General features: G+C 69.3%; 17 protein-coding genes. 8 read left to right on the top strand and 9 right to left on the bottom strand.

Features of this window, described 5'->3' with window-relative positions; translation table 11 throughout:
* Nucleotides 1-11 precede the first annotated feature (11 nt).
* The 8 genes from O7615_RS04430 to O7615_RS04395 are packed head-to-tail and all read right to left on the bottom strand — an operon-like array spanning nt 12 to nt 9,540.
* The gene (locus O7615_RS04430; RefSeq protein ID WP_278175970.1) at nt 12-2,084 is read right to left on the bottom strand and encodes a toprim domain-containing protein; all 2,073 of its coding nucleotides are present in this window, start codon (nt 2,082-2,084) and stop codon (nt 12-14) included.
* Nucleotides 2,074-2,280 (bottom strand): hypothetical protein, encoded by a 207-nt coding sequence (locus O7615_RS04425; RefSeq protein WP_038847634.1) that lies wholly within the window; start codon nt 2,278-2,280, stop codon nt 2,074-2,076. The genes O7615_RS04430 and O7615_RS04425 overlap by 11 nt, the downstream gene beginning before the upstream one ends.
* A complete protein-coding gene (locus tag O7615_RS04420) occupies nt 2,277-4,145 on the bottom strand; it encodes a type IV secretory system conjugative DNA transfer family protein (protein WP_278175969.1) in 1,869 nt (622 codons plus the stop codon). Before O7615_RS04420 ends, O7615_RS04425 begins: the two co-directional genes overlap by 4 nt.
* Nucleotides 4,142-5,596, bottom strand: coding sequence for a hypothetical protein (locus O7615_RS04415; protein WP_278175967.1), 1,455 nt, complete (start codon nt 5,594-5,596; stop codon nt 4,142-4,144). Before O7615_RS04415 ends, O7615_RS04420 begins: the two co-directional genes overlap by 4 nt.
* A gap of 26 nt (nt 5,597-5,622) precedes the next feature.
* The gene (locus O7615_RS04410) at nt 5,623-7,119 is read right to left on the bottom strand and encodes an SCO6880 family protein (RefSeq protein ID WP_278175966.1); all 1,497 of its coding nucleotides are present in this window, start codon (nt 7,117-7,119) and stop codon (nt 5,623-5,625) included.
* A 5-nt stretch (nt 7,120-7,124) separates the two neighbouring features.
* Nucleotides 7,125-8,471 carry a hypothetical protein gene (locus tag O7615_RS04405; protein ID WP_278175965.1) on the bottom strand — a complete coding sequence of 449 codons (1,347 nt, stop codon included), beginning with the start codon at nt 8,469-8,471 and terminating at the stop codon, nt 7,125-7,127.
* 2 nt (nt 8,472-8,473) lie between these two features.
* A complete protein-coding gene (locus O7615_RS04400; protein WP_278175964.1) occupies nt 8,474-9,247 on the bottom strand; it encodes a hypothetical protein in 774 nt (257 codons plus the stop codon).
* Nucleotides 9,244-9,540 carry a hypothetical protein gene (locus O7615_RS04395; RefSeq protein WP_018790585.1) on the bottom strand — a complete coding sequence of 99 codons (297 nt, stop codon included), beginning with the start codon at nt 9,538-9,540 and terminating at the stop codon, nt 9,244-9,246. The genes O7615_RS04400 and O7615_RS04395 overlap by 4 nt, the downstream gene beginning before the upstream one ends.
* A 358-nt stretch (nt 9,541-9,898) precedes the next feature.
* Here O7615_RS04395 and O7615_RS04390 point away from each other — a divergent pair, with 358 nt between their 5' ends.
* From O7615_RS04390 to O7615_RS04370, 5 genes are all read left to right on the top strand, one after another.
* Nucleotides 9,899-10,438 (top strand): hypothetical protein, encoded by a 540-nt coding sequence (locus O7615_RS04390; protein ID WP_278175963.1) that lies wholly within the window; start codon nt 9,899-9,901, stop codon nt 10,436-10,438.
* A 5-nt stretch (nt 10,439-10,443) separates the two neighbouring features.
* Nucleotides 10,444-11,562 carry a M23 family metallopeptidase gene (locus O7615_RS04385; protein WP_278175962.1) on the top strand — a complete coding sequence of 373 codons (1,119 nt, stop codon included), beginning with the start codon at nt 10,444-10,446 and terminating at the stop codon, nt 11,560-11,562.
* Between the two features lie 849 nt (nt 11,563-12,411).
* The gene (locus O7615_RS04380; RefSeq protein WP_278175961.1) at nt 12,412-13,233 is read left to right on the top strand and encodes a hypothetical protein; all 822 of its coding nucleotides are present in this window, start codon (nt 12,412-12,414) and stop codon (nt 13,231-13,233) included.
* 134 nt (nt 13,234-13,367) lie between these two features.
* Nucleotides 13,368-13,622: a hypothetical protein gene (locus tag O7615_RS04375; RefSeq protein ID WP_204037491.1), complete on the top strand. Its 255-nt coding sequence runs from the start codon at nt 13,368-13,370 to the stop codon at nt 13,620-13,622.
* Nucleotides 13,623-13,663: 41 nt separating this feature from the next.
* Nucleotides 13,664-21,943 carry an SNF2-related protein gene (locus tag O7615_RS04370; RefSeq protein ID WP_278175960.1) on the top strand — a complete coding sequence of 2,760 codons (8,280 nt, stop codon included), beginning with the start codon at nt 13,664-13,666 and terminating at the stop codon, nt 21,941-21,943.
* A 315-nt stretch (nt 21,944-22,258) separates the two neighbouring features.
* On the opposite strand, the gene O7615_RS04365 is transcribed toward O7615_RS04370, so the two are convergent.
* Nucleotides 22,259-23,023: a prepilin peptidase gene (locus tag O7615_RS04365; RefSeq protein ID WP_278175959.1), complete on the bottom strand. Its 765-nt coding sequence runs from the start codon at nt 23,021-23,023 to the stop codon at nt 22,259-22,261.
* 125 nt (nt 23,024-23,148) lie between these two features.
* On the opposite strand from O7615_RS04365, the gene O7615_RS04360 reads away from it, so the two are divergent.
* From O7615_RS04360 to O7615_RS04350, 3 genes are all read left to right on the top strand, one after another.
* Nucleotides 23,149-23,832 (top strand): hypothetical protein, encoded by a 684-nt coding sequence (locus O7615_RS04360; protein ID WP_278175958.1) that lies wholly within the window; start codon nt 23,149-23,151, stop codon nt 23,830-23,832.
* 569 nt (nt 23,833-24,401) lie between these two features.
* Nucleotides 24,402-24,950 (top strand): hypothetical protein, encoded by a 549-nt coding sequence (locus O7615_RS04355; protein ID WP_155247130.1) that lies wholly within the window; start codon nt 24,402-24,404, stop codon nt 24,948-24,950.
* Nucleotides 24,944-25,864: a hypothetical protein gene (locus O7615_RS04350; protein WP_278175957.1), complete on the top strand. Its 921-nt coding sequence runs from the start codon at nt 24,944-24,946 to the stop codon at nt 25,862-25,864. Before O7615_RS04355 ends, O7615_RS04350 begins: the two co-directional genes overlap by 7 nt.
* Nucleotides 25,865-25,969 lie beyond the last annotated feature (105 nt).

Raw genomic sequence — 25,969 nt, 5'->3', positions numbered from 1 at the left:
GCCGCAGTCGGTCAGCGTCGCCGGCCGGCGGCCGGCTGACCGAACCCTCGCACCGACTCGGCCTGCGGCGTCGTGACCGCCGCAGGACCGGTTCCTGCGTCCGTGAAGGAGGTCTTGGCCAGGGCCGCCGGGGATCCTGACGCCGTCACCGTCGCGTGGGCGTTGGTTCTGGTCGTGGTGACCAGAGCCGGTGGTGCGGATCGGGCGTGGATGAGTAGGACCGTCGCATCTCGCGCGTTGTGCTGCCCGACCCCGCGGGCGAGCCGGTCGGCGCTGGCTTGGGCATCGCTCATGCCCGCCAGCTCTGCCGCGAGCTGGCGCTCGGGGATCGCGCGGTGCACGCCGTTGTTGCACAGCAGCAGCGGCCCTTCGTCAAGAGGGCACACGCTGATGTCGCCGGCGCGGATGCTGGAGGTGAGCAGCACGTCCGCGATACCGGGCGATGGGTGCTCTCCCTGATCGCGGCGTTGCCAGGCGGCGGTGTGATCGGCGGTGACCTGGGCAAGTTGGCCGGCGCGGATGGTGTAGGCGCGGCAGTCGCCGGCCCAGGCAAGCTCCCACCGTACGCCGTGACGGTGTGTCGGGGATGGGTACGCAGAGACGACGAGCAGGGAGGCGTCGCCCGCCTGGCTGGGGTGGACCCCGCTGTAGAAGGCATTGATCGCTGCCCGCGCGCCGTGCAGCCCGGCCGCTGGCGTGGAGCGCAGGCTGACCGTCGCCGCGATGTCGGCCGCCATCTGCGCGGCGGTCGCGGCCTGCGCGTGGCGGCCGATGCCGTCGGCAAGTGCCCAGACGGTGATTCCGCTGCTCGGGTCGTAGCGTGTGATCGCAGCAGTGGTGCCGGCGCGGCGACTCCCCGTGTTGTGAGCTGTGGCCGAGACGGTGATGTCCGTCTCGGCTACGCCATGAGAAGGGCTGGAGGGCGTCGGGACCTCGGCTGGTGGGCCTGCCGCCGGTTCATCAGCGGAGGGCGGGGCGGCCGTGTCCGGAGGAGGGTCGGTTCCGCCGGGGGTGTCGGTGCGGGCACTCCATGCCTCGATGACCCCACGCGCGACGTCGGTCGAGGCCAGGCCGAGCCGCTCGGCGGCGGCTTCGGCCATGTCACGGGTGGCGTGCGGCGCGTCGACGAACAACTCGGCGATAGCCCGGTAGGCGGTGATCCGATCTTCGACGAATCGGACCGGATCGGTGATCCGCTTGGTGGCGAACAGCCGGTCGATCGTGTTGGTCATCTGGACCTGAGCGAGAGGCTGGACGGCACCGATGATTTCGCTGATCGCCCAGACGGGATCCATGGCGCCGAGCATGTCGGCAGGGTCCTGTCCCTCCGGCAGGCGTATTCCGGAGACCTGGCCGGGCCATCGAGAGGCGACCGGGTACACCCGGTCGGCGGCTCGACGTCCGGCGTCGTCGCCGTCGAAGGCCAGGATCAGGTGGGCACCTGGCAGGGTTTGTTGGATCAGGTCGAGCTGGTCTCGGGTGAGGTTGGTGCCACACGGTGCGACCGCGTACAGCGGCTGCGTCTCGGGGATCGCAGCGTGCGCGGCGGCCATGCGGTGCATCGCGAGGACATCGGCGGCGCCCTCGACGACGAACACGATCGGGTCGCCGATACCGGCGGGCCGGTTCGCGAGCTGCTGGCCGAGACCGTACAGCAGCAGGCGTTTGCGGTAGATAGCTGTCTCTGGCGTGTTCAGCCACTTGGCCTCGGCGCGTCCGCCCAGGTCGCGGGCGGTGAATCCGACGACGCGGTTGTGCACGTCGGTGACGGGGAACATGAGCCGGTCGCGGAAGCGGTCCAGTAGGTGTCCGCTCCTGTTGTGGATGAAACCGAGACCGGCGCCGGTCACCTCCTCGTCGGTGAATCCCGCTGCCCGCAGGTGGGTGGCCAGTTCGGTCCACCGTCCCGGTGCGTAGCCGACCTGCCAAGGGCCGGTGGGGTCCGCTGCGGTGTTGATGCCGTGGCTGTGCAGGTAGCGGGCCGCCTTGCGCGAGACAGGCAGCCGGCTGGCGTAGAACTGGGCGGCGGCGGCGTTGACCGCGTAGAGGCGTTCCGGCGGCGGGGCGGGCCGCTCACCGGGCATCGTCGGCCTCCGTGGGCGTGGCCGACGCAACCGTGCTGTCCGTGTCCGCCCGCAGCGTTGCGAGGGTGTGCACATGCACGAGGTGGGACAGCGCCCGCAGCTCACCGGCGAGCTCGTCGATCTGCCGTTGTAGGTCGGTGAGCATCGCCTCGACCCAGCGCAGGTCGGCCGACAGCCGGGCGGAGTGGCCGCTCATGACAGGTCTCCGCGGTCGGTGGACGTTGTTGTGTCCGAACTCGACGGACCGAGGTGGTCGGCACCCAGGTCCGCGCGGGCGGTGCGGGTGATGGCCTCGACATTGGCGGTGGTGTCGGCACCGATGATGTCGGCGTGGTCGCCGCGATACCACGGCATCAGGTCGATCATGGCGGCTCGGGCGCCGGTCGCTAGCAGGATCGCCCGCCCCCGCTTGAGGGCGCGGAGGTCGCCCGGTTCGAGGATCCGGCGCCGTTGGGCGCTGGTGGAGTAGCTGGTGTGACCGTTGCCGTCACGGTTGATCGAGGTCGTCGCGACGTCGTGGTCGCCGATCAGGCGGGAGATGTCCTCGGCGTGGCGGGCGTCGTCCAAACCTGCGCCGATGACCTTGACGGTGGCGGCGGACCAGAGGGCCGTCATGCCGCGCTCGCCCCACACGCCCTGGCCTTGGGCGATGTTCTGGATGATGGTGATCGGGATGACCCCTCTACCGCCGAGATGGCTGTAGAGCTGCGGCAAGTCATTGATCTTGCATATGTTGGCCGCCTCGTCCAATACCGCCAGGACGGGCGGGTCGATGCGGCCACCGGCCGCCTCGGCGTGGACGACAGCGGTGCGGAACACGGCGTCGGTGAGCGCGGCGACCAGGGGAGCGGCGGCACCCGCGCCCTCCTTGCTCAGGAGGTAGAGGGTGTCGCGGGAGCCGGGGAACGTGGTCACGTCGAGCCGGTCCAGGGCGCTGGTCGGCGGTGTTACCCAGGCCATGATTTCCGGATCGGACAGGCACCGGGCGGCCGTACGCGCGGTTTCGTAGACGCCGTCTCTGGTTTCCGGGGCCCCTCCTTGACGGCCGGCGAGCGCACGGGCGGCCTGGGGGTATCCGGCAGCGCGCAGCAGCGTGACCGGCTCGCGGCTGGTCACGTCGGACAGCCAGGCTTGCACGTCGGTGAGCGTGCCGCCGGAGTTGGCGGCGGCGAGGAAGAGACACGTGAGCAGGTCCCCGGCGGCCAGCGGCCAGAACGGGTCGGAGGAACCGACGCCCCGGATCTCCTGGATGAAATGGTCGGCGAGCCGTGCGGCTTCCTCGACACCGTTGATGGTGGCCAGGGGGTTCCACCAGAGGGTTTGAGGTTGCCGGGTGACCCGCTGTGGGTCGAACGTCCAGACCCGGCCGACCCGCTCGCGGGCTCGGGCGGTGGCCGCCCACAGGTCGGAGCGGTTGCTGGTAGCGAGCACCGGTCCCGGTGCGTCCAGGATCGGGGGCACGGCGAGGCTGGTCGTCTTGCCGGCCCGGGGCGCCATCACGGCGAGGAGCACGTCTTCCCAACTGGACCGCAGCACCGGCCCGCGGCGGCCCCCGGTGACGAGTCGTCCAAGCGCGATGCCGATCGCGGTGGCGGGCACCTGCTTGGGTGCACGTCCGGCGAGGCTCGGCCGTAGCCGCTGTGCCCGCGCAAGCGCGGTCGCGCCGATGAGTTCGTCGACGTCGCGGGTGCGGGCGAGGGACGGCAGTGGGTCTCCGGCCTGCGGGCGGCGGGCCTGCCACCACGCCCACGCCCAGAAGCCGGGCACGACCGTCGTGGTGAGCAGTAGCGCGTAGATCAGCGCTACCAGTAGCGGTGGCACGCCGGGCCACAGATGCTGCCAGTCCTGGTCAAGCAGGCGCTTCGTGAACTCCCAGCCGAAGGATGGGCCGGTGTCCCAGGGGCGGCCGGCGGCCACGGCGGCGAGGCGGCCGGCGATCCACGCCAGCCAGGTCAAGGCCGCGGTGGCGGCGCAGGCTCCCAGGATCAGCCACGGGGCTAGGGGGTATCCGCCGGCGCTACCGCGTGGGTAGATCGGCTGCTGGTTGCGGATGCCGCTCATCGGGCACCTGCCCGTACGGCGGCGTCCGTGTCGTAGAGGGCGAGTTCTTCGCCGACCAGGTGCAGCGCGACGGGCATTCCCGCCCGCTCGCCGGTCTTGACGAGGTACTTTCCGCGACCGGGATGCATGGCGCCGGGCACCAGTGCTTCGGGGGCGGCCCAGGACGCGACCATGTCCCGCTCGGGCACGGACAGCCGGACCATCTGGCTGATCCGGTCCAGTTCCCGGCCAGGCAACGCGGCCAAGACCTTGATGGCGCACCGTTCGGCCATGCCGCGTCCCTTGGCGCGGTCCTCGTCGCTGGCCAGCGCGTCCAGGTCGTCCAGCGAGTGGGTGAGCATGATCTGTGCGACGCCGAGGTTGCGCGACAGCCGGGTGAGCGCGTCGGCCGGCTCGACCAACCCGGGCGCTCCCCGGAGCGCCCGCCACAGCTCGTCCATGATCGCCAGATGTCGCCGCCGGGGAGCGAGGCTCTGGTCGGCGAGCACGGCGGCAGCGTCGATAACGGCGTACCCGTAACTCCAGGTGGACAGCATCGCTGCGGCGACCAGCTTGTCGCCGGCGGCGGCCACCCGGGAGATGTCGATGCTGACCGCCTTGGCAGACAGGTCGATTGGGGTGGAGGTGGCGGAGTCGAAGACACCGGCGAGCGTGCCCTCGCACAACAGGCGCAGGGTGGCGACCAGGTCGTCGATCCGGCGGCGGTAGTCGGCCGCCGAGGTAGCCCGCGCTGCGGCGCGGATGGTGTCCGGTCCTTGGTCAAGCACTGCGAGCACGTCGGGGATCACCGGATCTCCGGTGCGCCGTTCGGCAAGCAGGTCGACGACCCTGCCGAGGACGACCTCCTCGGTGTTGCTAACCTGCCCGCCGTCGCGCACGAGCGTGCACAGGGCGATGAGCAGGGTCAGCCGCCGCCCGCGTACCTCCAGGCGAAGCTGGTCGGCGTCGGGTCCGCTCATCCGCGACAGCACGGTGCCGAGCGGGCCGGCGTCGAGCGGGTTGATCCGGTCCAGACCCCTGCCGACCCGAATGACCTGACCATCGAGGTGCTGCACGACCCGGCTGTAGTCCGGCTTCGTGTCTCCGAGAATCAAGATCTGGGTGCCGGTGGCGGCCATTCCCATGACCAGCCGCTTGGCCAGTGCGGACTTGCCGGCACCCGGCTGGCCGAGCACGAAAACACCGGTGTTGGTGATCAGTCCGGCGTTGAGCCACTCGAACGGGTCGAGCAGCACGGACTCACCCCAGAGCTGGTGCCGGCCGATCGGCACGCCCAGCAGGGGGGCGCCGCTGCCGGCGGTGAACGGGTACAAGCCGGCGGCCTGCACGGTCGTGGCCTGGTACTCGGTACCGGCCGTTACGTGGACGGCGCGGCCGGCGCCCGGTCGACGCCATCCCCAGGCCGGGGGGATCGGGCCGAGCGCGGTCACGTCAATATCTGCGAATGCCATGGGAGTGCTCCTGGAGAGAGGGAAGATCAGTTCGGCCACTGCTGGGCCAGCACCGGCGGGCAGATCCCGGCCGGGAGGGTGACGGCGAACCCGGCCGCCTGGGAACGCCACAGGCGGCGAAGCCGCACCTTGCACGTCTCCGCGCGGCTTTCCACATCCGCGACGGCCCGGCCGAGGTCGGCCGGATCGAGCACGGTGGTGGTCACCCAGAGGCTGATCAGGCCGACACCTGCGCCGAGCGCTTCTTCTCGTGCGGCTTGCGCGGCCTGCTCGTGGTCGGCGATGTCCCGGGCGGTCGGATCGAGCTTGCGCGCTCGCCGGTAGGCGGACCGGAACTGGGCGGCGTTGACCTGCCGCTCGACCTCGCCGGCAGCTTGCCCGGCGGTCATCGGGCGGTACAGCAGCGTGACCCGTTTCGGCTGCTCGCCGGGGGCGAGCAGCCGGGCGAGCACGTGGTGCGTGACCGGCTGACGCGGTGCCTCGTGCCACGCCCAGGTCACACTGGTGGCGCCGTCGTGCTCGTAGCGATCGGTGTGTTCCTCGGCGGCGACCGGGCCGGCGTTGCTCCAGTCCAGCAGCTCGGCTGCCGCGTCCGGCGCGGCGCTGAGCAGCCGGGTCACCTCGCCTCGACTGGTCGGATCGAAGGCGTGCCGCACGATTCCGGCGATCTGCGCCGCTGTCGCCCGACCCAGCACCGTCAGCCCGCACCCGGCCAGCGCGTCCTGCAAGCCGGGCAAGGCGCGATCGACCTCCGCGAGACAGTCCGGCACCGTCTTGGGCCGGGCCGGCGACGCAGCCGGCTCGAAGGTGATCGACACGGTCGTTTGCACGTCAGCGGCGGCCTGTGGTGCGGCGGCGATGAGCTGCTGGATCACTCGCACCGCTGCCGCTGGCCCGTCCGGTGCCAGCCGGCCGGTGATGTAGTCAGCCAGCCGGGTGCCGGAATCCGGCGCGGTGTCCACCGTGACCGCGACCCATCGCACGATCGGCACGTGACCGAGGCCGGCCAGCCAGCCGCCCCAGTTCGACACCCAGGCGGTCGCCGCCTCCGGGTCGGCCAGCCAGGTCGACTGGGCGGCGCACCGCAGGGTGACGGTCATGGTCCTGAGCCGGCGATGCCACACCACGCCGTACGTGCCGCCGTGGCCATCATCGACGGACAGCAGGACGGTCGGGGCGAGCACGCCCGGCAGTTGCCAGGCGTGCTCTTGCGCCGACATCACGCCGCTGCGGAAGCTCGTGCGGCCACGGCCGGAACCGGCGACCCAGCGGAAACGCTGCACGAGCGCCTGCGCCAGCGACACACCGTCCCACTGAGCGACGTTGCCGACGATGACGATCAGGCAGACGGGGCCGACCACCGCGAGAGCGGTCAGACTCACCGACACCGTGATCAGCGCGACGGTCATTGCCGCGAGCACCACCATCGTCTGACCGAAGCCGAGCCCGAACATGCCCAGCGGTCGAGCGCGACGCCAACCACCGTAGGTTCGTGTCTCCTCGGCCTGAGCGTTCGTAGGCATCCTGATCACCCGGTTTCCGTCGAACGGGACGCGGTGCTCGCCGCGGACTTGACTGCTGCCCCCGCCACCTGCGCGCCGACAACGACACCGGCGACGACAGGCGCGGCAGGGCCCGCTGCGGCGGACGCCCCGACCGCACCGGCGCCTGCGGCACCAGCGCCCGCACCGGCCGCGGCGCTGCCGCCGGCCGTCGTCGCCGTCGTCGTAGCGCTGCCGGCTGAGGCGCTCGCGGTGGTGGTCGTCGCGGTACTCGCCGAGGGGGCGGCACCAGCGGTGGGGGAGGGGCCGGTGAATACCGGCGGGGTCGGTCGAGGCGTGCCCGATCCGCTGTCGCCGCCGCTGGGCTGCGGCGGATAGCGGCGGTCCATATCCCGGGCATAGTCCGTCGCGGACATGCCGGATGAGCCGCGTCTCGACGCGACCGCGTGCAGCCCTGCGGCGCCCGCCGCAGCCAGCATGCCGGCGGAGTTCCCGGTGGTTTGTACCGCGCCGACGGTCCAGTTGAAGAACCGCATCATGGCCGGCAACGCCACGAGCGTCATGCCGAGCATCCCGGCACCGGTGAACCACGTCGAGATGTCCCGGTTCTGCGGATCGCCGACGAGCATGAACGCGACCGCGTAGCTGGTGGCGGCGAACGGCTCGTAGAAGACCATCGCGAGCAGCCAGCCGAGCACCCGCTTCAACCAGTTACTGGTGGCTGCGGTGAAGCTGCCGCTGGCGGCGAGTTGCAGCATTCCGGCGAGGATGATGATGGCGCCGTTACGGAACAGCAGCAGCATCGCCTGCACGATGCTCGCCACGAGCACGACCATGCCCACGACGACCACCAGGACGCTGCCGATACCCGGTCCCGCCGGAAGCAGCAGCATCTGCATCCGCGCGGCCAGCGCGTTGGTCTTGCAGCCCGGGTCGACGCCGAGCCCTGGCGCGCAGTCCATACCCCAGGTGAGGACCCACTCGGTGTAGGACTCGCACGCCCGGAGCAGCATCTGCGTGCCAGTGAGACTTACCGCGCCGAACAACGCGGTCGTGAACAGCCCTTTCACCACCGCGACGAGCGGTTCCCCCTTGCGGTTGATAATCAGCAGGAGGGACTGCCACATGATGCCGCCGACCGAGACGATCAAGGCGAACGGCAGCATCCACCGCTGGAGAGTCTGTGCCGCTGGCGCATGCTCGACGTCGACCGGCGGCAGGTACAGCCACCACGTCACGGTCGACGTGATCAGCGTGGACTGGGCCTGGCTGATCAGGTCGGCAAGCTGGCCGATCATCGTGTCGGCCACGGCGCCAGCGACCTCGGTCGCGCCCTCTTTGAACTGGCATTTGAGATCCCATGCGTCGCACATGGCTACCTGCCCGGCAGCGGCGTGTAGCTGCGGACAACGGCAGGGCCGACCAGGGCGCGGACCGTGGACCAGTCGCCCCGGGGCGGAGCGATCAGACTCCAGTCCGTGCCCGTCCAGGAGACCTGCACCACCGTGGCCGCGCGGGCGACGCCACCGTTGCCGTCCGGCGCTTCGATGAGCAGCCGCAGGCTGGCCGCCTGTGGGCCGTACGAGTCGATGCGGACCCCGGCGATCGACGCGTAGATGGGAGACAGCGGATCGCCGTAGGGAATCTGCAACTGCTCCTGAGCAACGGCGTAGTCCTCGGTCACCGCATCGATGTACGCCGCAACATCCGGCCCGACGACCTGCTCACGCAGCGTCGGGCCCCAAATCCGGGGCCCCACCTGCGGACTGGTCCGCACCAGCAGGTGCAGTGCGGCGAGAACGGCACCGGACGGTGTCTGTGCGAAGCCTCGCGCTCGCCCAGCGGGGGAGTCGCGTGGACCCGCGGTGGCGGAGACCGGCAGACCGAGCCCCGCCACGGTGGTCCAGGTCAGGTCGGTAGGCCATGAGACCTCGACGGCCACCTGCTGAGGTACGTCGGATGCCGGAGCGTCCGCCGGCGCATTCGCCTCGGTGAGTGGCTGCCCAGGCGAGGCGTGATCGTTCCGGGTGTCGTCGCCACTGCGGGCGACCGCAACCGAAGCCAGCACAAGCAGTGCCATCCCGACGGCGGCGACGACCATGGGACGGATGCGGCTGCGGGGCGCCGCGTGCGAGATGCGGCGGTTCACGTGAGTGCCACCCCCGCGATGCCGGCGGCCAGACTGGTCAGCGCCAGTCCGGCGAGCACCCAGGGCACGCCTGCGGCACCATCCACGGCGGTCTGCGACCGGTTACGCCGTCCGATGATCATCATTCCGGCGCAGATGAAAAACCCGAGGACGCCCGCGACCAGCAAGATCCACTTTCCCCAGCTGAGGAAGCTGGTGGCTACCGCCTCCATTCCGGGCGGTGCCGACGGCGCCGGATTCGGGGCGTTCGCGGCGAGCGCCGCTTGGCCGGCAACGACGAGCTTGAGGACCATGTCGATCTCCTCCGACAATCGAAATGCGGCCCGGTCGGGGCCGCTGCCGGAGACGTTCGTCGGGGTGCGGAGCCGTTACGGTTACCGCCGACGTTGACGGGAGCGCTGCGGGCGCTACGGGTAGCGGCGGTCCGCAACTGCTCCCCGCTGCTGCGCGCGGGTGTCCGGCGCGACAGGGCTCATCCGCGATCTGTTGAGCAGGCCGGTCCCGTAGCTGGCTATCCGCGCGTCGCCGAGCCGATTGATGTCGGCGAGGCGAATCCACGCCTCGGGCTTCCCTCGTTTCGGGGTGCGGAGCCGGTGGCGTTACGGCGCTACGGCAGCGTCGCCGCCTACGGGCGGACCCGAGCGTGACAGCATGATCCGCTCCCTTCGCATTCCCGCCCTACTGGCGGTCGTATTCACGGCCGGGCTGCTCGGCGCCTGCGCGGCAACGACCCCTGAGCCTCGTCCGCAGCCGTCCGCGGCGGTGTCGCCCCAGCTCGTAGACCCGTCGGTGAACTACCACGACCCGCACGCGGTGTGCGCGGCGTTCGCCGTCGCCGCGCATCGCGTGGACACCGCCGTCGACCGTGATCGCGCCGGCGCTTATCGGTGGGCCGCGATGTACCTGGACGCCAGGTTGGCTGCGGCGGTGGTCGACCAGGACTCGGCACGCCAGACCCCGCAATGGCAGGAACTGGTCCACCACCGCGCCTACACCGACGTTCAGCTCGGCCCGTACGCCGGAGACGCGCTTCCGCCCGATACCGCCGAGCAGCGGCACGTCGGCGCACTCGTGACAGTGCAACCGATCGGGCGTGACGGCTGGCGGGGCACGCTCGAACGCCACACCGTCGTGTGCGGCCTGCGGCCGAGCACGGTCGGGTGGCGGATCAGCGAATACGAGATCGGCTGATCGCGATGACCAGCACGAACGGACAAGCCAGCCCGACATCGGTGCGCGCCCTCGTACTGCTGCTCACAGGCGTGGTGGCCATTGCGGCCGGTCTGGTCGCCTTCGTGGCCTCGGGCGCCGCCACCCTGCTCGCCGCGAGCCCGGCGCTGGTCGCCGCCCCCGCCAGCGGCCCACTCAACGTCGACGCCATACAGCCCCATGCTCGTTACCTCGCTCCCTGGGTGGTCCGCGCCGGATCGATCTGCCCCCAGATCACGCCGCCGATGATCGCTGCGCAGATCGACCTGGAGAGCAGTTGGCGTGCCGACGCCGTCGCCGACAATCCGCCCGAGCGCGGTGGGCCTGCCATCGGCATCGCGCAGTTCCAGCGCGGCACGTGGGCGAACTGGGGCGACGACTACGACAACGACGGGCGCAACGGGCCGGACGACCCCGAAGACGCCATCTACGCGATGGGTCGCCTGATGTGCGACCTCGTCGCGTGGGCCTCCCGCAACATCGACGCGAACGTGCTGCACGGCGACCCTCTCGACATCGCCTGGGCCGGCTACTTCTGTGGCCGCGGCTGCATCGCCAGCGCCGGCGGGGTACCGGCTGCGGGCAAGGCACACGACTATCCCCAGCAGGTCCGCTCCCGCATCGGCAAGTACACCCTCGAAGCGGGAGGCACTGGCGCCTGGCGCCTTCCGCTACCCGCCGACAGCTACCAACTCGTCAGCAGGTTCCGGCCGCCATCGCGGCCCAGCCACGACGGTATCGACCTCGCCGCGGCGACCGGAACTCCGATCTACGCCGCTGCGGCTGGCGTCGTCCTAGCCGCCCGGTGCGACAGCGCGTACTGCGACCGGCCCGGAAACCCGAACCTGTCGGGCTGCGGGCTGCTGGTCAACATCAACCACGGCAACGGCATCGCCACCCGCTACTGCCATGCGGTGCGTCTCGCCGTCTCCGCCGGCGAGCAGGTCCAGGCCGGGCAGCTCATCGGCTGGGTCGGCAGCACAGGTCGCTCCTCCGGTCCACACCTGCACTTCGAGGTCCACCGAAACGCGCCGCCGCTGACGGCTGCCAACGCGGTCGACCCGCTGTCCTGGTTGGACTCGGTGGGGGTGCACATCCGTCGATAAGCAGGAACTCGGCATTTCCGACTTTCTTGTCGCTGGTTCCTGCTGGCGCTCCTCGCGAGCCCGGCCATTTCTGGAGGCATCACCAATGTTGGTAAGTGCTTACGACTCTCAGTCCTCGCGACAGATCGCCGGCTCGATCACCGTACGGGCGGTGGGCCGAGCTGCTAATCGCAGTCATCTGGCCGAAACGCGCGTCATCGACGTCGGCGGCGGGTGGCACGCGGGCACCTGGCGTGTCGACCTACGACGGCTTGCCGACCGGGCCCGCGTGATGGCACTCGCCCTGCGTACCCAACCCGGTGAGCGCCGACTCTCCGACCACGACTGGTCGGAGATCGTGCGCGGCATCGCAGACCGTATTGGTCTCGCGGACCGGCCATGGGTGGCTGTGCGAACCAACCCGACCACGCTCACCCTGCTCACCGACGCCACCAACGGGCCACTGCACACCGAAACCGCACGGGCCTATGCCCGTACGCCAGCAGTCACCTCCCGAACTACGCCCACCCATCCACGACCGGCGTCGGCAACACCCACCGCCGCTGCCGACCCGAGCACCGCCGGGACGGCCAACCCGGAAGCTCCGCCTAATGGCGTTGCCCAGCTGAGCTTTGCGGCCCCGCCCACTGCCGCGCCGGGCGCTGCCGCCGGCTCCCCGGCCCACCAGCCCGGTGGAGCGCCGATCCACGGGGCAGTCGCCCGTCCGCACACCAGATAGACGAGGAGCCGCAGCATGACCGCCCCGCGCCGACGACGCCATCCTCCGCAAGCCACCGTCACGAAACAGGCCACCCCGGCCTCGGTCGGTGTCCATGCCGCTGCGGCTGCGGCTGCGGCGCGGAGGTGCCCATGACCCGCCGACCCGTTACCCGGGACGCTGTCGCAGCGCATCTGGGCTACTACTGGGCAGATGCGTCCTGGCCGGCCCCATCGAACCTGGCCGCCTTAACGGCCATAGCGTGGAACGAGGGGTGGAACGAGGCGCCGGTCTCACCCGCCGACGATCGACAGCTGGTTGGCGTTGACTTTGTGGTCAAGGCCGTCTTCCCGCTCGGTTTCGCCTCCGGCAAGCGAGCCGGAGTCCTGGCTGTGGACGGTCACATCACCGCATCCGCCCGCGAGGCGACCAGCCGCCTCAGCGACAAGAACGACCCCGGGCACGTCGTGCGCGGACTCCTGGACCAGTTGACGGCCGCGGCCCATGACGAAGTCCGGCGTCACGACGGAGCGAGTACGGAAGAGGGAAGTAATCGTCCGTTAGGGCGGACATTCGAGGCTGCGGCCAGCGACAACCGCGCCCGCACCAACGCGCAGCGCGCCGCAGCCGCCGCCAGCGTCGCCTGGACCCACGCCGTCAAGGACGGATGGAGACAGGCGTACTGGACCGCCAACCGCATCATCATCCCGATCCGGGACAGCAAGCTCGCTGCCACAAACGCCATCGACGGGATACCGGCCGTCGACTGGCTCGACGACCTCGCCGAGGCGGCTCGGGCGATCGCCGACGAACGGCCCGGCCAGCACCCTGCCCCGCTCGCCCGACTGGCCGGACCGGCCGAGACACCATCGACCGCCAGCGGCGACCGTACGGCCCGTGAGGCCCCATCGGCGGCCAAGAACCACCACAACAACGGCCTGGATAAGGGCGACCGCAGGCACCGGGGGATGTGATTCCATGGCAAGGAAGCGCAAGGAGATAGCCGGGCAGCTGTCGTTCGACGACTACCTCTGGGCGCGTGCGTCGGAGCCGGACGACTTCGACGAGTTGGAGGTGGAGACGAGTGAACCAGTACGCAGCGCAAGCAATGAGTCACTGGAGGAGCCACCTGCCGAATCGGTATCGGCAGATCGAGGACCCGGACGAGTTCTTCACGGAACTGGGGGAGCAAATCGCCCAGCAGATCGAGGACCTGAGCAGGACGCTGGCAGGCCCGGACCCGGAGCAGGAGACGTACCTGAGCAAGGTCGGCCGGCTCAACAACGCCAGGCTGAGCGCCGAGGGCCAGGTCCTGCGGGAGATGCTGCCCGACCCGGCAACCGACCTGAGCCCGACCCGCTAGAACCTGCCGCACCGCTACCGGGGGCTGCGCTACCGCCCCCGGTGGCGACGGCTTCACCCGACTCCGCCGCACCAGACATCGCCCAACCCGCCCAGCGGCCGACGAACACCCCGACCGCGGCCACCGACCTGCTTGGCGAACTGGCGGACCTGCCACACCCCGCGCCGCCCGTACCCCCAATCGAGCCGGAGAACGATCCCGTTCCTTCCGCCCGCTCCTCCGGCTTCGAGTCGCACGACACCGAGGCGGCACCGAGCGGACCGAGGTTCCGGCCCACGGAGCAGGCGGACCTTGCCCCCTCCGGCCAGGCCGCCCGAATCAAGGCGAACATCGCCGCGCTGCGGGTGCTGCGCACGCTGCAAGCCGACCAGCGGCCCGCCACCGTCGACGAGCAACAGGTACTCGCCCGCTGGTCCGGATGGGGTGCCGTCCCCGCCGTCTTCGACCCGGACCGCGACGACAGCACCTACGTGTGGGCGCGGGAGCAGCTTGCCGAATTGCTCGACGAGACCGAGTGGCGTGCCGCGCGACGGACGACGCTCAACGCGCACTACACCGACGCCTCCGTCGTCAAAGTCGTGTGGGACGCCGTGCAGCAGCTCGGCTTCACCGGCGTCGACGTACTCGAACCGGGATCCGGCAGCGGCAACTTCATCGCCTTTGCGCCGGAGCATGCGCAGATGGTCGGTGTCGAACTGGACCCGGTCACCGCAGCCATCTCTGCGGCCCTCTACCCGGACGCCCGGATCCTCAACGAGAGCTTCGCTGACACCCGCCTTCCCACGGGTGCCTTCGATCTCGTCATCGGAAACGTTCCCTTTGGCAAGGTCGCGTTGACGGACCGCCAGCACAACCCTGGCGGCCATAGTATTCACGACCACTTCATGGTCAAAAGCCTTCACCTGCTGCGGCCGGGCGGGCTCATGGCGGTGCTCACCTCGCATTTCAGCATGGACCGGGCGAACCCTGCGGCCCGCCGGGAGATCTCCCAACTTGCGGACCTGGTCGGTGCCGTTCGGTTGCCCTCAAAGGCCATGGCGAGAGCTGCTGGCACCGATGCCGTCATGGACGTACTGATCCTGCGCCGTCGTGAGGAGGGCCGTTCCGCCACCGCCACCCGGGAGTGGGAAACCACCCGGCGGGTCACCTTGGGCGAGGATGAGGTGCGCGTCAACGCCTACTTCCTCGACCGCCCGGGGCGGGTGCTCGGCCGGCTCGGCACCGGCGGCCTTTACAGCGGGGACGAACTGGCCGTCGTCGGTGACCGCGACTGCGCCCCGGCCCTGCGCGCTGCATTGCAGGAGATCGTGGCGGAGGCGCAAGCCCAGGCGCTGACCTACAGCCCCGCCCGGCAGGCCACGCAGTCGCAGCCGATCGCGTTCGTCGCCGCGGCGGAGCAGCAGCCCGATGGCTACCTGGCGCTGCGCAAGGACGGCACGTTCACCCGGGTGATCAACGGCCAGGCCGAGCCGTTTGCGCCGCCGAAGACGCAAGGCGACGAACTGCGAGAGCTGCTGCGACTGCGCGACCTCGCCATGCGGCTGCTGGAGGCGGAGGCAGCGACGCTAGACGACACCGAGGAAATCGGCCATCTTCGTGCCCAGCTCGGCCGCCGCTACGACAGCTACGTTTCCCGGTTCGGGCCGATCAACCGCTACAACACCTACGAGACGGGCAAGGTCGACGAGGAAACCGGCGAACCGATCCTGCGGCGGGTCGCCCCCGCGCAGGGCGGATTCCGTGCCGATCCTTTCTCCAACCTCGTCTACGCCCTGGAGCGCTTCGACGAGGCATCGCAGGTCGCCTACAAGTCCGACATCTTCACCACCCGGGCGATCGCTCCTCGCGCACCGAAGCTCGGCGCGGAGACGCCCGAAGACGCCCTCGCCATCTGCCAGGACGTGTACGGCCAGATCACGCTGGAGCAGGTGGCGTGGCTGCTCGGCCTAGACCAGGAGGACGCGCGTCAGCAACTGGGCACCCTGGTCTTCGACGAGCCCGGCACCGACCGGCTCATCCCGGCAGCGGAGTACCTGTCCGGCAACGTGCGGATCAAACTGGACCAGGCCCGCGCCGCAGCCGAGCAGGACGAGCGGTACGCGCCCAACGTCGAGGCCCTGACCGCTGTGAAGCCCGCCGACCTCACGCCGGAGGAGATTCGCGTCCGGATGGGCGCGAGTTGGGTCAGCGGCGAGACGGTGCAGCAGTTCCTGCAGGAACTCCTGGACGACCCCACCCTCGCCGTCGAACACGGCGTCGGCGGAGCCGACTGGACGGTCACCTCGAAGCGGCGCGCCACGACCCTCGCCACAAGCACGTGGGGCACCGAGCGGAGATCCGCAGTCGACATCGCCGAGGACCTGCTGAAGCAGCGGCCCGTGCGCGTCTATGACGTCGATCCCGTCACGGAAAAGCGCCGGTTGAACGCCGACGCCACACTCGCGGCCCAAACCAAAGCGACCGAAATCAACGAACGGTTCAGCGACTGGCTGTGGGGAGAGCCGCAGCGCGCCAACGCCCACCTCGCCATCTACAACGAGCGATTCAACTCGCTCGTCCTGCGCTCCTACGACGGGGCAAAGCTGACCCTGCCGGGCCTGGCTCTCACCTTCAAACCACACCCGCACCAGTACAGCGCCGTGGCTCGGATCGTCAACGAGCCGTCGGTCGGACTCTGGCACGAAGTCGGTGCCGGAAAGACAGCGGAGATGGTCATGGGGGCGATGGAGTTGCGTCGCCTCGGTCTGGTGCGCAAGCCGATGATCATCGTTCCGAATCACATGCTGGAGCAGTTCAGCAGGGAATTCCTCCAGCTCTACCCCCAGGCGCGGCTGCTTTCCGCCAGCAGCGCGGACCTGACCGCGGACCGTCGCAGGCTGTTCCAGGCCAGGGTGACGACCGGGGCGTGGGACGCCGTCATCATGACTCACAGGGCGTTCGAGCAGGTGGCCATGTCGCCGGAGTACCAGCGCACGTACCTGAAGTCGAAGATCGAGAAGCTGGAGCGGCGACTTGAGCTGGCTAAGGGCGCTCGCCAGAAGCGGCTTGTCAAGCAACTCGAAGGGGCCATCGGCCGGGCCGAGGAACGGATCAAGAAGAAGCTCAACACGAAGAAGGACCCCGGCCTGACGTTCGAGATGATGGGCGTCGACTACTTGTTCGTCGATGAAGGCCATCTGTTCAAGAACCTGGAGCGGCCGAGCCGGATCCCGGGCATGGGCATCCCCGGATCCAACCGGTCCACCGACTTGGACATGAAGCTGCGGTGGCTGCGCGAGACCAACGACCGGGTGGGCACCATCGCGACCGCGACCCCCGTGGCGAATTCGCTCGGCGAGGTCCACACCATGCTCATGTACCTCGCCCCGCACCTCATGCGTTCCCTGAACATCGACGAGTTCGACGCCTGGGCGGCGACATTCGGCGAGACGGTCGAGGGGATCGAAGTCGTCCCCGAAGGCGGCGGCCTACGCATGAACAGCCGCTTCGCCAAGTTCTACAACGTGCCCGAGCTGCTGCGGTTGCTGCATCAGGTCGCAGACGTCAAGACGGCCGAAGACCTAGCCCTGCCCGTACCAGCGCTCAAGCAGCGAGAGGACGGCCAGCGGCTGCCCCGCACGGTCGTCATACCCGCCAGCGACGGGCTGAGCGACTACCTCACCGCCCTGGTCGACCGGGCCGACAAGGTCCGGCGCGGCGACGTCGACCCCACCGACGACAACCTGCTGAAGATCACCCACAACGGCCGCTCCGCCGCGATGGACCTGAGGTTGGTGCCACCTACGGCAGATGAGATCGCCGACGTCCTGCGCCGCTTCGAGGTTCTCGATGACGAGCCAGCCGCCGCCGTGGCTGCGAACCTCGCCGCCGTGTGGTCCCGGCAACGGCCCAACCCTTTGGACCCCACTACTGCCGCATGGCCCGGCGAGGTGTGGCACGACGAGGGCGAGACGCTGTGGTCGGGGCAGTTTGACCACGCCACGGAACAGGCCCTGCTGCACCTCTCCGACAGCCACGATTGGAGCGCCGGCCCGCTGTCGAGCAGCCAGATCTTTGACACGCTGGCCAACTACGACGGGCTCGGTGACCCCGATGTCCGGCAGCGGGTGGCCGAGCACCTGATCGACCACTGGGCGACCGAGCCACCGTTCGCACAGGTCGGCAGGAGCGTCCGCTGGCCCGACAGCGTCGAGGACGGTACCGGCCGCGTGGTCTGGAGCGGCCACCTGCCACACACCCTCCAGCAGGCCCTCGCGTTCGCGTATCGAGAGGCAGACGCCGGTGATCCCGTAACTGCGGACCGGCTCGCCGAGCTGATGGACACCTACGACCGCCTCGCGGACCCGGCGATCCGCCAGCGGCTCGCGGGCGAACTCGCCAGCCTCTGGAGCGAGCAGCCTCCACCAGGAGTAGTCGCCGGCGACGACAGGCAACGGGCGGCGGCGACGGCATGGCCAGGACCGATCATCGCTTTGCCTGGACTGCTGTGGTCCGGGCCATTCAGCGAGGAAGTCCAGTCCGCGCTGCTCGCCATCCGCGGCATAGACCCGGAAGCGCCGAGCAAACTGGCCGCCGCGGCGGAGACCATCGCCCGCGTCTACGCCGAACACCGCGACGACATCTTCAGCGACAGCGACGGCCAACCCCACCCGCGTCCCGGTGCGCTTCAGATCGTCTTCAGCGACCTCGGCGTACCGGCGGCCGGCTGGAACGCCTATGACGAGCTGCGAGAGCAGCTCGTTGCTCGTGGCGTGCCCCGGGGGCAGATCCGGTTCATGCATGAGGCCGGCAACGACGCGGAGAAAGCGGCCCTGTTCGCCGCCGCCCGCGACGGACGCATCAGCGTCCTGATCGGCAGCACCGAGAAAATGGGTGTCGGCACGAACGTGCAGCAGCGCGCGGTCGCCCTGCACCACCTGGACTGCCCGTGGCGGCCAGCGGACCTCCAACAAAGAGAAGGCAGGATCCTCCGACAGGGCAACCAGAACGCTGAAGTCGAGATCATCCGATACGTCACCGAAGGCTCCTTCGATGGGTTCATGTGGCAGACGGTGGCGAGAAAGGCCGAGTTCATCGCGCAACTCATGCGCGGCCGGCTCGACGTCCGCGAAATCGAGGACATCGGCGACGCAGCGCTGTCATACAACGAAGTGAAAGCGCTGGCGACCGGCAACCCCCTGCTGCTCGACCAGGCCGCACTGCAAGCAGAAGTGACCAAATTGGAGCGCATGGAGCGCTCGCACCACCGGGAACGCGATCGGATGGCCTGGGTCCGGCGCGAACGTGAACAGGACATCTCCATCCTGCGGACCGAGATCGAGGAAGCCACCGCAGCTCGCGCCCGTCGCATCGACACGAGCGGAGACAAGTTCCGCATCACCGTGCTCGGCCAGAGCACCGGAGAGCGCAAGCAGGGCAACCTCCTCCTACGCGACGCGCTCAAGGCGCTCACCGCCCCGCCCCCGCGCGGCGAGCAGGAGGTCGCCACCATCGGTGGATTCCAGGTCGTCGCCGAGCATCGGTGGATCGAGGCCCAGAACCGGCGCCTGCTGTACGTCAGCCTGCCCGACCTGCCCCGAGCCGAGTTCGCACTCTCGCCCGCCGAGCTGGACAACGCGGACCTGGTCAACCGGTTAGAAAACCGGCTACGTGGACTCGACGCCATCGTCGGGCAACTGCAACGCGACCTCGCGGCCAAGGAACAGGACCTCGACCGGATCACAAGCGGTCTGGACGCGCCCTTCAAACACGCCGACGCGCTGCGCACCGCCCTCCTTCGGTTGGAGGAGGTGAACGCGCAGATCGCCGACGCGAGCAAGTCCCAGCCGTCAACGACGCCGACTGCCCCCGCCGAGACCACAACGGCGCCGAAGCACGTCGACCCGACCATCATCCGCACCGGCCGTCCCGGACACCCCGACGGCAACGACACGATGCAGGTCCTCACCCTCACCACCGCCGCCATCCAGACCTACGGCTGGGTATCCCGCCGGGACGCCGACGCCAGCGACGGCAAACTCGTCCCAACCGCCGCCATCGTCGACACCGCCATCAACGGCGACGGGTACGACGCCACCGGGCTGCGGCAGGAACTAGAGGCCGCGATCACCGACGACACCCGCGCCTACGCCGCGGCGGCACGCGAGTACGCCATCGCGCTGCCCAACGCTGACGTCAGCGACTACGCCTACCAACTCCGACTCGCCGCCACGGAAGACACCGTCGGCCCACGCCACTTCGCCACCCTGGTCTCCGCCGTCTCCAGCTACCAGCGGCACCTGCAAGACCAAACCATCCGCCACACCACGGCAACGTCCACCTGGCAGGGCCAGAAGGGCGACAAGGTCAGCTTCGACGCCCGTGTCCTCGCCGCTCGCAGCTACAACCGACACCGACGTGGTGGCGGCCAGTCCGCCGCCACCACGCTCTACCTCGCCGACGCGTCCGGAAACCTGTGGACGTGGCGGGCACCCAACCTCAACGCCTTCCGTGACGGCACATACGTCCACGTCAACGGCAAGATCAAGGGCCACGACACCACGGACGGCCACCGGCAGACCGAACTCGGCCGGTGCCTACTCACCCCGATCGACCAGCCCGCAGACTGGCCCGGGGCACACAAGGACACCACCAACCCGCCGAAAGAAGCCGCCCCACCCCCCGCTGAACCTGAACCTCGCCGTGCCGAGCCGCCGCCGGACCGGGCGCAGCAACTCACCGAGACACCTGAACCGTCGGCAGAGTCCGCGGGTACACCGCCAGCTGCCACCGTCGCCGTGACGGCACCGGTCAACCTCGATGCCTGGGCTGCCGGCCCCGGGACACGCGCGAGCGCAGACGACATCACCTGGCTCTCCGACGTGCTGACCGGTCTGGCCAATGATCCCCGGACGCAGATGTGGGCGCTGGCCAACTCCCTGGACAACTTCACGCACCCGTTCGCCGACATGCTCGCCAACACCTTCATGGACGCCTTCGAGGAGCGCATCGACCTCCTCCGGTGGGCCTACTTCGGCGACAAGCAGGACCAGGCCGCGTTGCAGGAAGCCGCCACCGAAGCAGTCCACGCCGCAGTTCGATCCGCGGCCGGTGTTCAGGCCATCGCCGCTCGGGCTGAGGCGGAACCGGAGGCAACCCAGCCCGCCGGCATACCGGACGACGACGAGCCGCACGTCGATCCCGACCACACCGCAGAGCCTGAGCGCAGTGTGGGTACGCCGGGTCCCGACCAGGCAGAACCTGCAAGCAGCGATGACCTCGATCAGCGGGAGCAGCAGATCCGTTATCGCCAGATCGCGCTGAAGATCGAGGAGCACGCCGCCGGATACCACCGGAGCACCGGATCAGCGCACCGCTACATCGCCGAGATGGTCGACGCTACCCCAACGGAACTGGAGTGGATCAAGACCCACATCGCGAACCACCCCGAGGTACTCGGGCTTCCGTACCGCACGCCGGCGCAGTGGGACCAGGTCCGGCAGCGGCGCGGCGAAGAGGCATTTCAGCAGGCCGAGGCCGCACACGCCGCAGGCGACCTGACCAGCGCACTGGACTGCCTCGACGAGGCACGCGCATGCGGTGTGCTCTCCCTCGCGGAGTGGCACGCGGGCCGCGAATTCGTGCTCACCCACGCCACCAACGAGATCCCGTCCCCGCCGACCCCGAGCCACGAGACTCCGGATCGTCGCGAAGAACCTCAGCAGCAGACGCCCCACGACGTCGCTCTCACGGACCGGCAAACCCGGGTACGGCAGCGCCAACTGGTACTCGCGCTCGAACAGTACGTCTCCGTAGACGAGCAGAACCCAGGCGACGGGCTGCGGTGTGCCGCCGAAACAGTGCGCGCGACGGAGCAGGAGCGCAAGTGGATGGCCGACTACGCACAGGCCAACCCCCAGGTGCTGGAGGGCGAACGCCTCGGCGACGCACGCATCCACGACATCAATCGCAAGGCCGGACGGAAAGCATTCGCGGCTGCCACCGAAGCGATGAGGCGCGGCGACTTCGACCTCGCCCTAGCACGGCTCGACGACGCCGAGGTGCACTGCCCGGAAGGCCACCCGGACCGAGGCGGCACCTGGGATCACTACCGTCGTATTGTGCGATCCAAGGCAGGGGCCTCCGCCGAGGGAGAGCCGGGCACAGCCGCTCACTCGGTATCTGGGCGGAAGGATTCGGCGATACAGGAACGTTCAGGGCCGGCAGCTCTGGCGAGGGCCGGCCATGCCGCACGGCGGCCCGCGCTGACGGCCGATTCCAGCCGGGCACCGGCAGATCCTGCTCCGCCGGCGACTACCACGCGCAACGCCCATGGACGTTGACCAGACCGCGACTCGCTGCCATCAGGGAACGGCCGGGCAGGGGTGACCACGGGGGAAGTCACCCCGCCCGGCGATCCCGCAGCCGTAGGAGTCGCTCCGGCCGGCGACAACTGGCCAATCGGTTGTTGTCGCACCAACCTCATCTCTGCCCGGGACGCCGCGAGCGGGACCGGCCCACCCAATCGGCATACCCGTCGTTGTGGCTCGTGAGGAGTAGGAGGATCGATCGGTGTTCGGGTAGACCGCGGACGCGGCGACGTCCATATGCGGCTCTGGACAGTTTTGCTGCGCGGCACCGGAATTGACGGCCGCCTGTCACCCGGGGCCGAGCGTGCCCCAGTGCAGCGCGACGACCACCACCATCGCGGCGAGCACCATGAACGGCCCGTGCGGGATCGCGTCCTTGCGTCCGGCTCGCCCGGACGCGAGCAGCGCTACGGCGGTGAGCCCCGTGAGCACCAAGGCAAGGAAGGTGGCGAGCGCGACCGCAGGCCACCCTATCCAGCCGACGCCGATTCCCAGCCCGAGTGCGAGCTTGGCGTCGCCGAGACCGAGACCGCCCCGGGTCAGCAGTGACATCAGCGCATAGAACGTCGCGGCGCCGGCACCGGCTGCGAGCGCTCCGACCAACCGACGTGGCTCGCCAGAGGTGATTGCCTGTGCCCCGAAGGCGACCAGCGCACCAGCCGCGAGCAGCGCGGTCAACCGGTCCGGTAGCCGGTGCACCGCGATGTCGACGACCACGAGCGTGCCACCTACCAGCACGATCCAGCCGTACCCCAGCAGGACCAGCGGTTCGTCAACCACCGCCGCAAGGGCCGCCAGCAACAGGCCGGTCGCGACCTCGACCGACGCCCGCGGAGGCCCTACCCGCGCCCCGCACCCGCGGCATTGCCCCGACCACAGCCGTGCGAAGTCTCGCCCCGAAGGCCCGGCGCCGGCAACCGGACTTTCACAACGTTCACACGCCGCGCTTCGGGCCCGACAGTCGCGCATCGAGTAGCGGATGGCTGTCACCCGCATCACCGGGCCAGCAGCTACCGCGAGCCCCACGGCGAACGGCACCACCAACGGATTCATCCCGGTACCGGACGTGGTCGACCGTCCTCGTCTCGGACATGTGAGTCACTTTGGTGCAAGGCGCGGCCCAGGTTCCGGATTGTCTCCAGCCGCCGCCGTCCTGCCCGCGTGAGTGTCAGCAGCCGATGGCCCTCCGCGAAGGTCTCTCGCGCGAGTCCACTGTCCACGAGACGGCGGACCGTGCGGGTGATCTCGCCGTCGCCTATACGGTTGCCCGTCCACTCGGTGATCGCGCTACCCAACTCGCCGTACCGCATCGGACGCTCGCCAAGGCAGACCACGGCTCCGATTACATGTTGATACTGCAGAATATCCCGAATTTCCAGCAGATCTCCGAATTCCACCCCGCCCCCCGTACCGCGTACCCCACGTCATCGGGTGTCGGCTACCCGACAGTAAGGCACCAGTGTGCAGGCGGTAGTGACCTTGCTGTCAAGGGAAAAAGGCAAAAGGATTCGCGCCAGCTCAGGAAATTCCTACCAAAAAAAGCCTTATCGGTCTTATCCGATAGGTGCCCATTCAACCGGATGGCCCGCCTTGTGCTCGGTCCCATCAAGATCGATCACGCGCTCTACCAAGGAGCAGACCTCACGACCTTTGCTGGTCAGTGTGAGCAAGGGACTTCCGCCGAGGTCTGGATCTGTCGACCCACGCACGGCGCCGGTAGTCGCCAGGGCAGAAATTGCCGTATCGATCGCATCACCGTACGTGCACAGCTCTGGACAGTCTCGGGGGTGGCGGCCGTCTCGAACAGCGAGAAGAACGTCAACGACCAACGGAACGCCGAAGAAATCAATCACGGTCTGTAGTTCGCTGCGGTCGTCGGGCATTCCCCTCTGGCTTCCTGTGAGTGGCGGTCGTATTCGCCGTCATCGTTGATCGGAACATGTGGCCACAGTGTGACGGTGGCGAGCGGACGGTACAAGAGGGAGCTGCCTTGCCGGTTGCTGAACCGGACATAGTCACCGTGGCGTTTACTCAGAGTGATGGATGTTCGCGTGCGACCGGGCGACGGGGGGTCTCTCGTGGGCGCCTCACCGATCGGCATGCGGCCGACAAGCGGGAGATGCGAACACTGGTGAGCGCTCTCGTGGGAGCGCACCTGGCGGTGCGTACGTCGGGGAACGCACGGCAGCGGCGTACCTAACGGTGCGTAGCGGAGCCCGGTTCGTATGCGCTACGACCAATGGGTGCGTCCTAACGCGCGGGGGAGGTGGCAGGGGATGCCCGATCGTTCAGTGCTCAGTTTCGAGCCGCCTGGTGGCACGCACGCTGCCTGCCTGCTGCCGCTCGTTGCCGCCGACGAAGCTGGAGTGGGGACATCATCCCCACCAGTTGGGCCGTGTCGACGCGCCCTCGGAGGCAGGGAGGCATCCAGATGACTCGAACCAAGATGAGCGTGTTCGTGGCCTCGTTTGGCGTGGCGCTGTGCGTGCTTGCGGGATGTACGTCGGAGCCCGCCGCCGAGCCGGAGCCCACGTCGACAGGCGGCTCGACCGCGACCGCGGCACCGACGCTCGACGCTGTTGAGGAAGAGGCGCGGCAGGCGGTCCTTGCCGCCTACAACGGCTATCTGGAGGCGTACGTCAAGGCATCGGCCACGGCCGACTACCGCACCAAGGAACTGGCCACGTACGTTGGCGAGCCGCTGCTCGGGCAGTTGCTGAACAACCTGTTCAACATGTCGCGCAGCGGGGTGCACAACGAAGGTCGCCCGTCCTGGAGTCCGACGGTGACCGAGCTGCGCCTCGACGCGGGCGAGGCCGTGATCCAGGACTGCTTCGACTCGACGAACTGGAACGCCGTCGGTGGGAAGGCGCAGCCCACGGCTCAGGCGAAGAGGTACCCGGTGGTCGTGAAGGCCAAGCGGGTCAACGGCAAGTGGTACGTGTACGAGTCGACAGCCCAGCGGAGTTCTACATGCTGAGGGCTCGAATCCTGCACGCCATCGCAGCGTCCGTCTCCGTCGCCGTCGTGGTCCTGGGGTTTCAGGTTGCGCCGGCCCGAGCGGACTACTGGGTGTGTCCCCCGGTCGGGGATTGCTACCTCGTGATCGAGAAGCCCGGCGAGGGCGGCGGCGGAACGCCGCCTGGTGAAGGTGGAGGCGGCGGGACGCAGGAGTGCACCTCCGGTGGCATCGTGGTGCCGTGTTGGCAGGCCGGTTGGGGATATCTGAACCCTGCTGACGGTTGCTACTACATCCTCGAATCACCCCAGCCGGCCGCCGGCGATGAGGCGTGGGCCGGGCACGAGCCTGGCGATGGTGCGGTGTACCGGCAGCGCTGTTTCGGCGACGTCGTCGGCGCATTGGTGTGGCGAGCAGATCCGCCGCCCGGCACGCCGGGCAGCCTGAGCCCGGCGGAACTGGCGGCTCGGGCCATCAAGGAACTTCCGATGCGAGGCGCTCAGATCGGCATCAGCCCGAGCGAGTCCGGCGCCGGGCTGGTGGGCCTGCCGGTCTGGCTGTGGAATGAGGTTACGCCGCAGACGTGGGGTCCGATCACCGCCACCGCCTCGGTTCCCGGGATGTCCGTCACCGCTCGCGGCCAGGCCACGAAGATCACCTGGGATCTGGGCAATGGGCAGGCGGTCACCTGTGACAACCCGGGCATTCGGTACGACAAGGCCAAGCACGGAGCGTCTCGATCGCCGACGTGCGGTTACGACGGCTACTCGCTACCCAGCCGCACCCAGCCTGACGGTCGGTACACGGTCGTCGCGACGACGACGTGGCACGTCGACTGGTGGGTCGTCGGCGGCGGTGTGACGGGCACCGAGACGCTGACGCGCGAGTCCAGCACATCCATTCGGATCGACGAGCTACAGGTGGTGACCGGGTGACGACGACGGACGATGTGGCAAGCCTCACCGCCGTGACCATTCCGCAGCGGCGGGTAGTCCGCGAGCGCAGCGTGCGCCGAGGGCGGCTGGGCGTGGCGGTCGCCC

It is taken from the genome of Micromonospora sp. WMMD1082, assembly GCF_029626175.1.
Taxonomy (GTDB): domain Bacteria; phylum Actinomycetota; class Actinomycetes; order Mycobacteriales; family Micromonosporaceae; genus Micromonospora.
The sequence above is the reverse complement of the archived record's forward strand: the minus strand, read 5'-3'. Positions and strand labels throughout refer to the sequence as shown.

What these genes read in the sequence shown, in the direction of transcription:
- O7615_RS04430 (WP_278175970.1), bottom strand. Translation starts at nt 2,084, where the DNA reads ATGCCCGGTGAGCGGCCCGCCCCGCCGCCGGAACGCCTCTACGCGGTC.
- O7615_RS04425 (WP_038847634.1), bottom strand. Translation starts at nt 2,280, where the DNA reads ATGAGCGGCCACTCCGCCCGGCTGTCGGCCGACCTGCGCTGGGTCGAG.
- O7615_RS04420 (WP_278175969.1), bottom strand. Translation starts at nt 4,145, where the DNA reads ATGAGCGGCATCCGCAACCAGCAGCCGATCTACCCACGCGGTAGCGCC.
- O7615_RS04415 (WP_278175967.1), bottom strand. Translation starts at nt 5,596, where the DNA reads ATGGCATTCGCAGATATTGACGTGACCGCGCTCGGCCCGATCCCCCCG.
- O7615_RS04410 (WP_278175966.1), bottom strand. Translation starts at nt 7,119, where the DNA reads ATGCCTACGAACGCTCAGGCCGAGGAGACACGAACCTACGGTGGTTGG.
- O7615_RS04405 (WP_278175965.1), bottom strand. Translation starts at nt 8,471, where the DNA reads ATGTGCGACGCATGGGATCTCAAATGCCAGTTCAAAGAGGGCGCGACC.
- O7615_RS04395 (WP_018790585.1), bottom strand. Translation starts at nt 9,540, where the DNA reads ATGGTCCTCAAGCTCGTCGTTGCCGGCCAAGCGGCGCTCGCCGCGAAC.
- O7615_RS04390 (WP_278175963.1), top strand. Translation starts at nt 9,899, where the DNA reads ATGATCCGCTCCCTTCGCATTCCCGCCCTACTGGCGGTCGTATTCACG.
- O7615_RS04385 (WP_278175962.1), top strand. Translation starts at nt 10,444, where the DNA reads ATGACCAGCACGAACGGACAAGCCAGCCCGACATCGGTGCGCGCCCTC.
- O7615_RS04380 (WP_278175961.1), top strand. Translation starts at nt 12,412, where the DNA reads ATGACCCGCCGACCCGTTACCCGGGACGCTGTCGCAGCGCATCTGGGC.
- O7615_RS04375 (WP_204037491.1), top strand. Translation starts at nt 13,368, where the DNA reads ATGAGTCACTGGAGGAGCCACCTGCCGAATCGGTATCGGCAGATCGAG.
- O7615_RS04365 (WP_278175959.1), bottom strand. Translation starts at nt 23,023, where the DNA reads ATGAATCCGTTGGTGGTGCCGTTCGCCGTGGGGCTCGCGGTAGCTGCT.
- O7615_RS04360 (WP_278175958.1), top strand. Translation starts at nt 23,149, where the DNA reads ATGGCCCTCCGCGAAGGTCTCTCGCGCGAGTCCACTGTCCACGAGACG.
- O7615_RS04355 (WP_155247130.1), top strand. Translation starts at nt 24,402, where the DNA reads ATGACTCGAACCAAGATGAGCGTGTTCGTGGCCTCGTTTGGCGTGGCG.
- O7615_RS04350 (WP_278175957.1), top strand. Translation starts at nt 24,944, where the DNA reads ATGCTGAGGGCTCGAATCCTGCACGCCATCGCAGCGTCCGTCTCCGTC.